Consider the following 14220-nt stretch of genomic DNA (forward strand, 5'->3'; position numbering starts at 1 on the left):
ACCATTATCAGTAGAACAAGCTGTCAGGATAAAACATAGTAACCATGCCAATTATTCATCATCACATCTCAGCACTGCGTAACGCTCTAAACCCTTATCGTGGTCAGCAAGAGGGCAAGCAGCATATTGCGTTAGTGCCAACGATGGGCAATCTGCATGACGGTCATCTTGAGTTGGTTAAACTTGCCAAACAACATGCCGATATTGTGGTGGTGAGTATTTTCGTCAATCCTACCCAATTTGGCGTCGGTGAAGACTTTGATAGCTATCCTCGGACGTTAGATGAGGACGTTGCCAAACTTACTACTGTTAATGCCGATTACGTATTTGCGCCCAGTATTGATGAGATGTATCCGGTATTACCACCGCCAACGTCGGTTCGAGCAGGCGCAATCACCAGCCAGTTATGTGGCCAATCGCGTCCAAGTCATTTTGATGGCGTTGGCATTGTCGTCTCAAAGCTCTTTAATATCGTCCAGCCGGAAGTGGCCGTATTTGGGCAAAAAGACTATCAGCAGTTGGCCATTATTCAGCAGTTGGTGCGTGATTTAAGTTATCCGATTAAAATCATTGGCGCACCTATCGTACGAGCGGCTGATGGTTTAGCTTTGTCTTCGCGCAATCAGTATTTAACTGAAACTGAGCGCAATATCGCTCCCATGCTTCATCAAGAATTACAGCGCTTAGCCGACCAGCTAATGAATGGCGCATATATCGAACGAGGGCTTGAGCATTTATTAGCAGCGGCTAGCGCGCGTATCACTGCCGCAGGTTTTATCATTGATTATTTAGAAGTCAAAACGGCGCAGCTTGATGCTTTTGAGATAGATGGAAAATCGACAACTTTCGCTGGAAATCAGCAAGATTTGGTGATTTTAGTTGCCGCATGGTTGGGCCGTGCACGCTTGTTAGACAATCAGCTAGTGACGGTAACACTGCCGTCATGAGCGCGGGAGTGGCTAGACGCAATGTATAAGGATGACGGATCATGAGTACAACTAAGGATAATGAGCACGCCAAATCAGATAACAAGCAGACACAGACACATAAAGATGGTTTAAGTATCTTGGTGGTGTCAGGGCGCTCAGGCTCGGGCAAGACCTCTGTACTCAATATCCTAGAGGACTTTGGTTATTATTGTATTGATAATATGCCTTTGTCATTGGTTCCTGAGGCGGCACAAAAGCTGGTTTGTGATAGCGGCATCAAACGCGTCGCCCTTGGGGTCGATATTCGCACCCCTCGCGCCGATTTGTCCAATTTTTCTGAAATACATGATACGTTAAAGCAGACGTATGGCGAAGAGGCGCTCACCGTCATTTATGTGACAGCGCAAGAGGATATCTTGGTGGCGCGCTTTAATGCCACTCGCCGCATTCATCCTTTGATGGTGCAAGATAGCAAAGGTATAGAAAATACCACTGATAATTTACCAGCGGCGATTGAAAAAGAAAACCAGCTTTTGCAGCCGATATTTAGGCGTGCGGATCTTAAAATTGATACCAGTATGCTTAATATTCACCAGCTAAAAGAGCGACTGCGCGATTATGTTGGGGCTGACAATCAAATCGCTATTAACCTGCTATCCTTTGGTTTTAAATATGGCAGCCCAATTGATGCCGATTTTGTTTTTGATGTGCGCATTTTGCCCAACCCACATTGGAACCCAAAGCTGCGCGCCGCGACAGGTCTGGATGCGGAAGTTGCTGAATTTTTTGCTGATTATCCAGAGGTGGCAGAGATGACTGACGATATCGCTACATTTCTGACGCGCTGGTTGCCAGATTTTTTACATAATAATCGCCATACGGTAACGGTTGCGATTGGTTGCACCGGTGGTAAGCATCGCTCAGTATTTATTACCAAGCATTTGCAAGATAAATTGACCGTGAGCTTGCCCGAAGGTTTGAGTATTACCGCTAAGCACCGCGAAAAACATCGTTGGTAAAGCTAGGCTAGTAATGCTAATTATTAATGGTTATTAGCTACAATGAATGCTTAAGCAATATAATCAGCAAGACGCAATAAAATCTATTATTTACTATCTCGAAAAATGGAAAGCTTTTATGATTGACTGGTCAGAACAGGATATGCGCGTCTCGCGCACAGAGCTCAAAAAAGCTCATGAGCGCTTACAAGCATTGTCGATACCGCTTGCCAGCTTATCGAAGAAGCAGCTCAAAAACCTGCCAGCAAGTGATTACTTTATGGCAGAGCTGATGGCGCTTGCTGATATTACCAGTGCCAATGCGCGCAATCGTCAAACCAAACGGGTCGGTAAACTCATCAGTGAAGAAAACCGCCATGAATTGGTTAAAGCCTTGTTCGATGCTTTTTTTCCAAAAGAGCAGATTTCTAAAATCGAAAGCTGGATTGAGCGCTTAAACATCAATGATGAAGGCACGCTAAAGCAGTTTGTAAAACAATACAAAGCCTCTGAGCGTAATAGTTTGTATCAGTTGCTGCTATGGATTGAATATGCCAAACATACACAAGACGATGAATTGATGGCGGAGTCTAAAGAAGATTTGGCCAGTTATATTCGTGAAGTGGCGATATTGTCGCAGCTGAAAAGCTAATTAATAATAATGCTTATATTAATTTATAAACCATGACCTATAAAAAAGCCAATCGTTAAAGATTGGCTTTTTGCATTTTTATAAACGTTCATTTTCTTAATAATTTACACATCTTAAATTATTTTTTCTCGGCACGTACTTTATCAACGAGATAATCAACCACTTTAGGAACAGTGGCGCTTTCACCAGTCACCACATACTTACCATGGACGACTACTGCTGGTACGCCTGAAAGCTGATAACGCTTAGCACCTGCCTGTGAGCGACCAATTTTTGTGCCAACGGCAAATGAGTTATAAAGACTATTGAATTTCTTTTCATTCACCCCTTTAGATGCGTACCATTTGCTCAGTGATGCTTGGTCAAATAACTGTTTGCCGTCTTTATGCACAGCATCAAATAGGGCGTCATGGGTTTTGTCTTCATAGCCTAGTAATTGCGCGGCGTAGAAACCACGGGCGCTGGCTTCCCAAACAGGGTTTAGCGCGGCTGGGGTTTTGAAAAATGCCACGTCTTTGTCTTTGGTTTTGGCCCATTTTTCCATATGTGGATTGAGGACGTTACAATGCGGGCAGCCATACCAAAAGAATTCACGCACAATGATAGCATCACCGCTGATTTTTTCTGGGTTGTCTAGCACGCGGTAGTCTTTTCCTGCGACATAATTGGCGGCTTGTGCGCCCATATTGGCAAACCCAATAGCACAAGCCAAACCAGTCAATGCGATGATACGTTTCATACTTTTTCCTTGAGGTGTCGAGATTCAGAATAATTGTTTCAGAAGGTTCGATTCAGCAGTCATTTAGCGCATTTGTATAGAGGTCTCACAAGTTTAAGCGGCAATGCGTCACCTAAATCACCCTTTTATAGACTACTGCCTATAATAGCGTAAAATGCCCATAGTTGTGAACCCGATTCTTAACTAACGGTTGTAAAGCTGTGAGCTATTATTTAAGGTATCTTACTTATGGTTTTGCGCTTATTTTATACCTTGAATTTCAGCCCGATCGTCAATCCAAAGTCGTTAAGCCAAATTTTTTCAATATAAGAATAACTGACTCATAAGACTATAATTTGCGCGTTTCACAAACGGTGACGATGTACTCACGACAAAGTTGCTGCTCTCATGCTAATATTGAGCGTAGCATCATACTTCCCGATAATAACTATAATGCCAATAAAGGAAAAATCCTATGAGCCAAGTTTTACCTTCTGCGCAGCCTGTGAATCATCAACAAAACAATCCTACTGACAATATGAGCAATAGTAATAATGCTGCTAACGAATTCAATCAAAATACGGCGATTAATGTCGATGCCAGCGAAGTAGAAAAATTCAACAATTTGGCGAGCGAGTGGTGGAATAAAACCGGCGCCTTTGCCACCTTACACGAAATCAATCCGCTACGCCTTAATTGGATAGAAGACAACGTCAAGCACGGCTTTATGAGTGCTGATAGCAGTAAAATCGCAGAGTTGGGCTTGGCGGGTAAAAAAGTTCTTGATGTCGGTTGCGGCGGCGGTATCTTGTCAGAATCAATGGCGCGACGCGGCGCTGATGTTACTGGTATTGACCTTGGTACCGAAAATCTCAAAGCGGCGGCCTTGCATGCTGAGCAAAGCAATTTAGATAATACCTTGCGTTATCAGCACATTCCGATTGAACAATTGGCTGAAACCCATGCCGGCCAGTTCGATGTGGTGACTTGTATGGAGATGCTCGAGCATGTACCAGACCCAACTGCCATCGTTGAGGCGTGTTTTAAGCTACTAGCGCCAGGCGGCGTTTGCGTGCTCTCGACCATTAACCGCAACCCTAAGTCCTACTTATTTGCCATCGTTGGCGCTGAGTATGTATTGCGTCTGCTTGATCGCGGTACCCATGATTACGCCAAATTTATTACCCCAGCGGAATTGGATAAAATGGCGCTAAATGCGGGTTTCAGCCGTCAAGATATCATTGGGCTGCACTATAATCCGTTGACCAAACGCTACTGGTTGGCGCAAAACGTCGATGTCAATTATATGATGGCGGTACAAAAACCACTGTTGTAAATTTTTTTTATGAGTATTCCTTTTTAACCACTTTTTAAATCCATGTTTTAAATTAATATTAAGAGCGCCTGTTATGAGTCAATTTGTAAAAGCTGTCTTGTTCGACCTTGATGGGACGTTAATCGACACTGCCGCCGATTTCGTCCGGATTATTGGTAAAATGAGCGGCGAGAATGATTGGCAAGCGCCACCTGAAGCTGAGATTCGTGAGCAAGTTTCCGCAGGCGCTTCGTCGATGGTACGCTTGATGCTGCGTCATAACGGCCAGCTTGAGGTTAGTGAAGAAGAGTTACTTGAGTTTCGTCAGCAGTTTTTAGACGATTATGAAGCCGATATATGCGTCGATAGTTGTGTTTTTAGCGAGCTTGAAGAAGTACTGCGCACCTTAGAGGATAAAGGCGTGCCGTGGGGAATTGTCACCAATAAGCCGCGCTATTTAGCAGAGCTTTTGCTAGAAACAATGCAGTTAGATGAGCGCTGCTCGGTACTAGTCTGTCCTGATGATGTATCACGCTCTAAGCCAGATCCAGAGCCGATGTATATGGCGTTGGAAAAACTCGCTATCCCGCGCGGCGCGGCTGAAAGTGTGCTTTATATTGGCGACCATATACGCGATATCGAAGCGGGCAACGCCGCTGGTATGACAACCATTTTAGCTGCCTATGGTTATATCCCGCCTGAAGATCAAAAAAACTTAAAGAAATGGGGTGCTGACTACATTACCGATACCCCTAAAGAGTTGAGTAAGCTTTTACTTGCTTCAGGTAAGTTTGACTATTTATAAAATAACTACTTATAAAGCAAATAAGCCATTCATCAAGATAGCTAATAAGCAACCTACCTATTAAATCATCGAATAATAAGCAGTGAGTAATGCCATGAGTGACAATACTAATCCGCCTACGCCGCAGCAAGCCAATCAAGCAGCTGCGCAAAATTCTGTACCATCTGTATCGCACGACGCTATTCGTAATTTTATACCGCCTGATAACTGCTTAGATGGTAAAACAATTTTGGTCACGGGTGCTGGTGATGGTATCGGCCGTGTTGCCGCCTTGACCTATGCCCGTTATGGTGCGACGGTGTTATTGTTAGGGCGTACCAGTAGCAAACTTGAATACGTTTATGATGAAATCGAAAGCTTTGGCGGCAAGCAACCTGCCATGCTACCGATGAATCTCGAAGGTGCGACTTATGCTGAGATGCAAACGCTAGAGAATTTGATAGCAAAAGAAGTCGGACAGCTCGATGGGGTATTGCACAACGCTGGCATGCTAGGTGCTTTGACACCGCTTGAGATGTACGATGTCGATATGTTTGCTCAAGTGATGAAGGTCAACTTTACCTCTACCTTTATGCTCACCCAAGCGCTACTGCCGCTGCTTAAAGATGCCGCCCATGGTTCTATCGTCTTTACTTCTAGTAGCGTTGGCACCCATCCGCGCGCGTTTTGGGGTGCCTATGCACTGTCCAAGCAAGCGGTAGAAGGCATGAGTGATATATTTACCCAAGAGACGCAAAATACCACCAATTTACGCTTCAATTGCATCAACCCCGGCGGCACCCGTACCAATATGCGTGCTCATGCTTTTCCGGGTGAAAATCCGATGAGCCTAAAGACACCAGAAGATATTATGGGCGGTTATGTGTTTTTGATGAGTGATGAAAGCATCGGCGTGCGCGGTCAAGTGGTTGAGCTGCAACCAAAAGACTAATCATCATTTGCTATCTTATTGCTTACTATTTTTATCGCTATTAATGGTGTTTATAAAAGCGTCTATTGATTGAAATAAGAGCTCTATAACCCCATCTATTTGTTATTAAAGACTTTTATCAATTAAAGCCTAAATAGCATTAATAAAAAACAGGATACGATTATGGCAGGTGGCTGGTCAAGAGATGGGGCAGAGCATGAACAAATGGATGCGACCGTTAATGATGCGTTAGAGCGCGCACGGCGTGCACTGCCGACCGGTGAAAGTGCTGAGTTTTGCGATGAGTGTGGCAATCCCATTCCAGAAGCGCGGCGCATAGCGGTACCGGGTGTGCAGCACTGCGTTAGCTGTCAGTCTGAGCTTGAAAAAGAAGCAAAGGCGACCGAGTTATTTAATCGCCGCGGTAGTAAAGACAGTCAATTACGTTAGATTTATGCACTAAATATTTAGCGTTAAACCAATAGTTAGAAAAATAAAAAAGCCCTGCACATTAATTGCAGGGCTTTTTTATGGCATTAGATAGTATCAACATTGAATGCTAAAGCTATTCACTTTTAGCGGCTTCAACTTCTGCTTCATCGGGTACGAATACATAGCCGACGCCCCAAACGGTTTGGATATAACGCGCCTGTGACGGATTGTCCTCAATCAGACGGCGCAAACGTGATACTTGCACATCGATAGAACGCTCCATCGCGCCCCATTCACGGCCACGGGCAAGATTCATTAGCTTATCACGCGTCAATGGCTCACGCGGATGCTGCACCAAGGCTTTTAATACCGAGAATTCACCGGTTGTTAAAGTCACCACATTACCATCACGTTTCAGGGTACGGGTCGATAAATCAAGCGTCCAGGGTCCAAACTCAACCACTTCAAGCTGATGACTTGGCGCACCGGGGAGTTCGCGATTTTGACGACGTAATACTGCTTTGATACGTGCCAATAGCTCTTTTGGGTTAAATGGCTTTGGCAGATAGTCATCAGCGCCGGCTTCAAGGCCAGCGATACGATCGGCATCGCCACCTTTAGCGGTCAGCATGATGATCGGTATATCGCCATTGTCTTCACGCAAACGCTTACAGATACTAATACCGTCTTCGCCTGGTAGCATCAAATCCAATACCACCAATGAGAACAGCTCACGTTGCATCAATTTGTCCATCTGATTGCCATCATGCGCCGTACGAACGACAAAACCATCGTCTTCTAGAAAACGCTGCAATAAAGAGCGCAAGCGGGCATCGTCATCAACGACCAAAATACGCTGGTTTAAGGTGTCAGGGCTGTTGTTATCTGTCATACAGTCATCCTCTTATAAAAATTATTATTGGTAGAAATTGTGATTAAAAATACAAGGGTGAATATCTTTGTTAATAAAAATAGAATTCAAAAAAGCATCCATAAAGGTAACAATATTAGTGCTGCTAGCTAGGAATCATTCCATCGATTGCTAAAAATCAATAAATATGAAAAACTATTGTTCAGTACAGTAGTAAACTGCAATATTTGTGCGATTGAGACTTTAGTGTATAAGATTGCTGTAATAATTGCATCAACGATAATGCTAAATGCTGTATGCGTTTGTTTAACAAGGCGCAAGAACGGGCGATATCAGACGATTTTTGCCAGAAAACAGGTGATAAATAACGAAAAGATAAAAAGGATTTTTATTCATGCAGCTTTTGCTATAATGCAAAACTACATTTCTCAACGATTGATACGTCTATGAGTAGCACTGATACCTTAACGCCATCTCAAACCTCGACAAATGCACAGGTTTTGGATGCAACCACACACGCGAATATTCACGACAAGCTTGCTCGCGCGCTTGGCATTAAGACTGCTCAAGTCAATGCGTTTGTCAAACTTTACGATGAAGGCGCGACCGTTCCCTTTATTGCCCGTTACCGTAAAGAAAAGACGCAGAATCTTGATGATGCGCAGCTGCGAGCTTTAGAGAAGTCGCTTAATTATGAGCGTGATATGGCAACCCGTCGCCTTAAAATTACCGAGCTGCTAAGCACGCAGGGTAATTTGACTGACGAGCTGCAGACGCGTATTGATAATGCGACGTCGAAACTTGAGCTTGAAGACATCTACTTGCCATACCGTCCGCGTCGCCGCTCACCAGCGGCCAAAGCACGCGCCGCTGGTCTTGATGTGGCTGCACAAGCGCTGTTAACACAAGAGATTACACCGACAGAGGCGCTTGCCGACTATCAAGCACAATCTAGCATTACCGATGATAGTGGTAATGAGATTGAAGTCGACTTCAGCGATATCGACAAGCAATTGGCAGGCGTACAAGCCATCATCGTTGATGAATGGACGCAAGCGTTAGACTTACTCGATAATTTACGTAGTGGCTTTGCGAAAACGGCGAGTATAGTATCGAGCGTCGCCAGTGAAGAAAAACGCGAAGTTGGTGAGAAGTTCAAAGATTACTTTGAACATAGTGAAAGCTTGGCGCGTTTGCCAAATCATCGTCTATTAGCGATGCTTCGCGGTCGCCAAGAAAACGTTTTAGGTCTTAAAATCGAAGGCGAAGACGCGCCATTTATCGAAAAAATCGTCAAGCACTTTGAGGTTGATGCCAAAGCGCCAGCAGAACGTCAAGAGTTTTTAGTTGAGGCCGCGACCAGTTTATGGAAAGAAAAATGGCGTCCGCATATTGAGCATCGTTTATTGACAGAAAAACGTCTGACCGCTGAAGCCGATGCCATTGATGTATTTGCCAATAATTTACAGCATTTACTTATGGCAGCGCCTGCTGGCCGTAAGGTGATTCTAGGCGTTGATCCGGGTATCCGTCATGGCGTTAAAATGGCGATTGTGGATACCCAAGGCCATGTCATGCTAGATGGCGAAGAAAAGCCTGTCGTCGCCACCGTTTATCCGTTTGCCCCCGATAATAAGATGGATGAAGCCAAAAAAGTCATCGATGAATTATTAAGCACTTATGGCGTTGATTTGGTCGCTATCGGCAACGGTACGGCGAGCCGCGAAACAGACGCGATGATTAAAGAGATTTTGGCCGCCAACGCTGAGTTAAAAGCCAAAGCCGTAATCGTTAATGAGTCAGGCGCTTCTGTTTATTCGGCGAGTGAGCTTGCCAGCGACGAGCTTGCCAATTTAGATGTCTCGGTACGCGGTGCGGTTTCTATCGCCCGCCGCTTGCAAGATCCGCTATCAGAGCTAGTTAAGGTTGACCCAAAAGCGATTGGCGTTGGTCAATATCAGCATGATGTCAATCAAACCCAGTTGGCAGATAGCCTAGATAAAGTCACGCAAGACAGCGTGAACGCCGTTGGTGTTGATGTAAATACCGCAAGTCCTGCTATTTTGGCGCACATTGCCGGTTTGAATAAAAACGTCGCCCAGCAAATCGTCAGCTATCGTAAAGAGCATGGCGCCTTTGATAGCCGTGAAGCATTAAAAAACGTACCACGCTTAGGGGTAAAAACCTTTGAGCAAGCGGCAGGTTTCTTACGCGTCCACGGCGGTAGCAATCCCCTTGATGCGACAGGCGTGCATCCAGAAAGCTATGCGCTGGTTGACAGCTTACTTGAGCAAACCGGTAAAGCATTACCAGAAGTTATCGGTAACGATGGCGTGTTAAACAGCATCGATACCACTGCACTGGCTGCCAATGATGATAATATCAGTGTCAAAGCCATCATCGAAGAGCTTGCCAAGCCTGCTCGTGATCCGCGCCCTGAGTTTAAAACGGCTAACTTCCGTGAAGACGTCAATAGTATTAAAGACTTAAGCGAGGGCATGCAGCTTGAAGGTGTTGTTACCAACGTGACAGCTTTTGGTTGCTTCGTTGATGTCGGCGTCCACCAAGATGGTCTTGTGCATATCTCACAGATGGCCAATGATTTCGTCGCTGACCCGATGAACCGCGTTAAGCCCGGTGATATCGTCTCGGTACGTGTGATTTCTATCGACGAAAAACGCGGCCGTATCGGCTTTAGTATGAAGCCTGAATCTGAAAAACCCGTACGCCCAGCTGCGAAGTCAACTACAGAAGGTACGGGTAATGAGAATAAAACCAATCGTCCACGTAGCAACCGTCCAAGTGATAGTCGTCCAGCGGCTGATAAGCGTTCGTCAAAACCACGTGGCAATCGTCAAGATAAAGATCATGCCAACAACCGTCGTAAAGCACCTAGAGCGGAGAAAGCAGCAGCATCTAATAAAGAAGCACCTAATAAAATAGGCACGCTTGGCGCGCTGTTGCAGGAAGCTGGCGTTACTAAAACTAAAAAATAATATTTGTCATAATGATTAACCAAAAAAGGCAGCCAAATGGTTGCCTTTTTTATTGAGAATATATTGGAGGATTCTCTTTAAAATTGGTTTTGCTATTTATGTTTTATAGCGCTTGCGTCGGCTCGTCATCTTCTTCAGTCTCTAATGATGCTTCTTCTTGTAGAGCTGCTTCCTCATCTAGCATAGCTTGCTGCAAATCTTGTTGTTGCATCGCTGCTTCATCATCTTGTATGGCTTGTTGCTGCATTGCAGCTTCTGGATTTTGCATTGCGGCTTGTTGCGCCTGCATGTCTTCTTGCATGGTATTTTGAATTGTCGCTTGCTCAGATTGTAGCTCAGTAGTCATTGGCTGTTTGTTAGCAAGATTATTAACCTGTGCTCTTTTGATCGTTTGAGTTTCGCTTAACTGAAATGGATTAGAGTGATCGGTTGCGGCTTCATTTGTAGGAGTGCCTTCAGCTTCGAGGGTGGTTGCAGTGGCTGCATCTTCTACTGCTTCGCTATCAGTAGGGGCTGCCATAGCCAAACTTGGGATAGTGAGCGCTGCGCCCATAAGTAACGATAAAGATAGAGTACTTTTTTTCATTAATCCATTCCTTAATTTACAATCTTATAATGTCAGTTTAAGGGGTTTTAAACTTGACGCTTATATTGAGTATTGTTGTATAAAACAAAATTGCTATACCAATTTATTTAGTATTTCGCATTTATATATTTAATATATCTAACATTAAACCTATAGACAAAATAAAATCATGATAACCATTGAACGATTATCATGATTGATTTGGTTAGAGAGTTTTATAAGCTGAACTGGGTCAGTGATAAAAATCTAATAGGAGAATAGCAACTAAATAAGCATGGGTTCAGTAGCACATCGATTAAAACTCTCACAGAGCGGTGTTTGTAAGTGAGTTTGTGCAACTATTGTAGCGTTATTGTCAGGCTCGACAAAAGGAAAGCAAAATGTCTTTTTTGCTTTCCTTTCTAATTTTAAAGACCGTATGGTTAATACTCAATTATCAACATTCTATTCAACAATCACATATTTACCGGTTGTTGGATTGACCACGCGTTGCTGGGTATTATTGTCCGGCACGCGAATCACAGGGAAGGTTTGACTGATTTCTGTATCTTCAAGGACGCTGCTATCTGCTTCTTCACCAACGATGACGGCGCGATTAGCTCCATCTTCTACCGCAATTGCTGTACCACTTGCGGTATTAACGCGTTTAATTTGGTCTTCCGGCGCAATGATGACTTCTTTTACACGGTACTTAGCAGGGCGGATAACGCGGCTAGTTTCGACAACGACTGGCTCCATACTGCGCTCTTCAGTGATCGCAACTTGAGGTTCTGGCGCTGGCGCTTCAGTTTCTTTAGGGTCGCTGACAACAGGGGTAGGGAATTTAGCACCAAAGTGATTGTCGCACTGCTGCATGCTGAGTCGTACCGGATTACCGGCTTTGTCCATATAAACGTTGACGGGCATATCAGCAGCGATAGGCACGTATTTGCCCACTAAAGGACCTGAAACACCATAACGACCGTTTGATTGTCCAACGCCCAAATCACAAGCACCGGCTGAATAATCACTGGCTTGTAAATTATTACTATTGACCACGGCTTGAGGAATCATGACTTCAGACAAACGCATCTTTTTAATCGATGCTTCGCCTGCCTGCATCTTTGGTTTTTGGTAAGTATAAGGCGTATAAAATTTCGCCGAACCATCTTTGACCGCCATGACACATTCATCGTAGCTGTCATAACCAACGTTGCCATGGTTATCAGTCGTCATACCGGCGTTGGCGGTACTGGCAAACATGGCGACACTGGATGTCAAAACTGCGGCTGTTAATAGATTTAATTTCATAGTCATTCCCTCTTAGTTGTTATTAATGTAGTTATTGTTAATATGTCTCTTTGGGTTCATTGAACTTAGGCTTGGTCTATAAAATCCGTGCCATAACCTGTTCAATCCTACGTGAGTTATAGCAATATGGCTGTGACATTAGTCTGGAAATGTGTAGCTTAATGTATTGAAAAAGGGCAAAGGGGCAACATCGTTTACCAAAGAAATACGCTTTTATCGTTTATTAACATTTGTCTAAAAATTGAAGATCAACGAGGTAAATAATATAGGTAATAAAAAACCGCCTCTTGTTGCCAAGAAACGGTCATTACTATCTTAGTTAGAATTAACTCGTTTTAATCTTAACTATGGTTGCTATTAATCTTCTACTACTTCAAAGCTGAGACCAGAATGTTCTTGTAAACGTTCAATTAAGCGATCGCCCATCGCTGAAGCAGGTGTCCAAAAACCACCACCGACATCGTCTTTACTAATATCTTGCGCGAGACATAAAGCTGCTTGCGCCAACATACGCGAGGTGCTGCCGTAACCTGGGTCTTTATCTCCAGTTACTTTAGTATTAATGGCGTCGTTGTTGGCGGTTTCACCAAACAAGCGAATATCAAAGTAGCCGTTTTCTTGCTCCTCTTTAGAAGGGCCTGAGCCAGATTTAGGTAGCACATGTTTAGATAACAGCTCGCGGCTTGGTTTAATCATCATGGCGGTGGCAAAACCCATTAAGCCTGCGCTCATCGCGTAGCTTGATAATTTACCTTTTACGCCGTCTTTCATCCACATCGCTTCGTCATACTTAAAGTCACGACCATATTCATAACCAAGCAGCTGGTTACTGCGATGCACAATACGGGTATTGATGCTGGCCATGACAAAAGGTGCCAGCCAGCGTTTATGCTCGCCATCGTATTCTGGCTTGCTAACATTATCTTGGCGCACGTTTGGTGCATCTTTGTCATCGTTGAGCAAATAAGGGTTTGCTACTTGCTTACGGCGTGATTTATCTTGACCAACTTCTTCAAAAATTGTCGCCATCGACGCAATTGTGCCGCCAGATAGACCACCTTTTGCCGCTTTGACGCGCATATGAATCACATCGCAAGTGCTACCCAATTTTTCTTGTGCTTGCTGCTGGGTAAAATATACGCCCAAATCCGACGGAATAGAGTCAAAGCCGCATGAATTGACGATACGCGCGCCGCTTTGCTTGGCGGCGTCCTGATATTTATCCATCATATCTTTGATAAATATCGCTTCGCCAGTCAGATCGACATAATCGGTACCATGATTGGCGCAAGATTTAATCAAAGGTTCGCCATATTTTAGGTAAGGGCCAACGGTTGAGATAATAACTTGGGCTTGCTTGGTCATCTTATCGAGGCTAGCAGCATCGTTACTATCGGCAATGATTATATCGACTTTGCTGGCAAGATTAGACTGTAGCTCATTGAGCTTTTCTTCATCGCGACCGGCTATCGCCCACGTGACATTCTCGCCATTTTTATCTTTAGCATTCGATAAAAATTCTGTTAGATAGTGCGCTGTAATCTGACCTACAAAGCTGGTCGCACCGTACAAAACTACCGCGTAAGGACGCTTCTCACTAGGGTTTGCAGGCTCTTGATTTGTTGATGTTTGTTTTGATGTCGCTGTATCGTTTGAGGTTTCCGTATTCATAGTTATTTTCCTTATTAAATAGCGATTATTGTGAAATTGCTAAATAG

The 14220-nt window shown here is 44.1% G+C and carries 13 protein-coding genes; 8 read left to right on the top strand and 5 right to left on the bottom strand.

Going from position 1 to position 14220, the window contains the following annotated elements:
- Positions 1-44: 44 nt before the first annotated feature.
- The 3 genes from panC (at position 45) to yjgA (ending at position 2579) form a co-directional block, all read left to right on the top strand.
- On the top strand, positions 45-947 hold the full coding sequence (gene panC, locus JMX70_RS04750) for a pantoate--beta-alanine ligase (RefSeq protein WP_201590046.1): 903 nt from the start codon (positions 45-47) through the stop codon (positions 945-947).
- A gap of 41 nt (positions 948-988) precedes the next feature.
- The gene (rapZ, locus tag JMX70_RS04755; protein WP_201590049.1) at positions 989-1948 is read left to right on the top strand and encodes an RNase adapter RapZ; all 960 of its coding nucleotides are present in this window, start codon (positions 989-991) and stop codon (positions 1946-1948) included.
- A gap of 118 nt (positions 1949-2066) precedes the next feature.
- Complete coding sequence (gene yjgA, locus JMX70_RS04760; protein ID WP_068407800.1) at positions 2067-2579, top strand: ribosome biogenesis factor YjgA; 513 nt, start codon at positions 2067-2069, stop codon at positions 2577-2579.
- A 118-nt stretch (positions 2580-2697) separates the two neighbouring features.
- Here the strand turns inward: yjgA and JMX70_RS04765 are convergent, their stop codons facing one another.
- Positions 2698-3318 (bottom strand): thiol:disulfide interchange protein DsbA/DsbL, encoded by a 621-nt coding sequence (locus JMX70_RS04765; protein ID WP_068407799.1) that lies wholly within the window; start codon positions 3316-3318, stop codon positions 2698-2700.
- Between the two features lie 454 nt (positions 3319-3772).
- Between JMX70_RS04765 and ubiG the strand changes: the two genes are divergently transcribed.
- The 4 genes from ubiG to JMX70_RS04785 all read left to right on the top strand — a co-directional run bounded on the left by ubiG (position 3773) and on the right by JMX70_RS04785 (position 6777).
- Positions 3773-4633: a bifunctional 2-polyprenyl-6-hydroxyphenol methylase/3-demethylubiquinol 3-O-methyltransferase UbiG gene (ubiG, locus tag JMX70_RS04770; RefSeq protein WP_201590052.1), complete on the top strand. Its 861-nt coding sequence runs from the start codon at positions 3773-3775 to the stop codon at positions 4631-4633.
- Between the two features lie 73 nt (positions 4634-4706).
- A complete protein-coding gene (locus JMX70_RS04775) occupies positions 4707-5417 on the top strand; it encodes an HAD family hydrolase (protein ID WP_201590054.1) in 711 nt (236 codons plus the stop codon).
- Between the two features lie 94 nt (positions 5418-5511).
- Positions 5512-6348 carry a YciK family oxidoreductase gene (locus JMX70_RS04780; RefSeq protein WP_227671168.1) on the top strand — a complete coding sequence of 279 codons (837 nt, stop codon included), beginning with the start codon at positions 5512-5514 and terminating at the stop codon, positions 6346-6348.
- A 162-nt stretch (positions 6349-6510) separates the two neighbouring features.
- Positions 6511-6777: a DksA/TraR family C4-type zinc finger protein gene (locus JMX70_RS04785; protein WP_102077773.1), complete on the top strand. Its 267-nt coding sequence runs from the start codon at positions 6511-6513 to the stop codon at positions 6775-6777.
- 115 nt (positions 6778-6892) lie between these two features.
- Here JMX70_RS04785 and ompR read toward each other — a convergent pair whose 3' ends face one another.
- Positions 6893-7651, bottom strand: a complete 759-nt coding sequence (ompR, locus tag JMX70_RS04790; RefSeq protein ID WP_068407795.1) for an osmolarity response regulator transcription factor OmpR — start codon at positions 7649-7651, stop codon at positions 6893-6895.
- A gap of 425 nt (positions 7652-8076) precedes the next feature.
- Between ompR and JMX70_RS04795 the strand changes: the two genes are divergently transcribed.
- Positions 8077-10626, top strand: a complete 2550-nt coding sequence (locus JMX70_RS04795; RefSeq protein WP_201590057.1) for a Tex family protein — start codon at positions 8077-8079, stop codon at positions 10624-10626.
- A gap of 103 nt (positions 10627-10729) precedes the next feature.
- Here the strand turns inward: JMX70_RS04795 and JMX70_RS04800 are convergent, their stop codons facing one another.
- From JMX70_RS04800 to JMX70_RS04810, 3 genes are all read right to left on the bottom strand, one after another.
- A complete protein-coding gene (locus JMX70_RS04800) occupies positions 10730-11212 on the bottom strand; it encodes a hypothetical protein (RefSeq protein WP_144296805.1) in 483 nt (160 codons plus the stop codon).
- A 444-nt stretch (positions 11213-11656) separates the two neighbouring features.
- Entirely contained in the window at positions 11657-12502 is an 846-nt protein-coding gene (locus tag JMX70_RS04805; RefSeq protein WP_201590060.1) for a hypothetical protein, read from the bottom strand.
- A gap of 357 nt (positions 12503-12859) precedes the next feature.
- Complete coding sequence (locus JMX70_RS04810) at positions 12860-14173, bottom strand: saccharopine dehydrogenase family protein (protein WP_201590062.1); 1314 nt, start codon at positions 14171-14173, stop codon at positions 12860-12862.
- Between the last annotated feature and the right edge of the window lie 47 nt (positions 14174-14220).

Origin of the sequence: Psychrobacter pulmonis, from assembly GCF_904846465.1 — a bacterium.
GTDB lineage: Bacteria > Pseudomonadota > Gammaproteobacteria > Pseudomonadales > Moraxellaceae > Psychrobacter > Psychrobacter faecalis.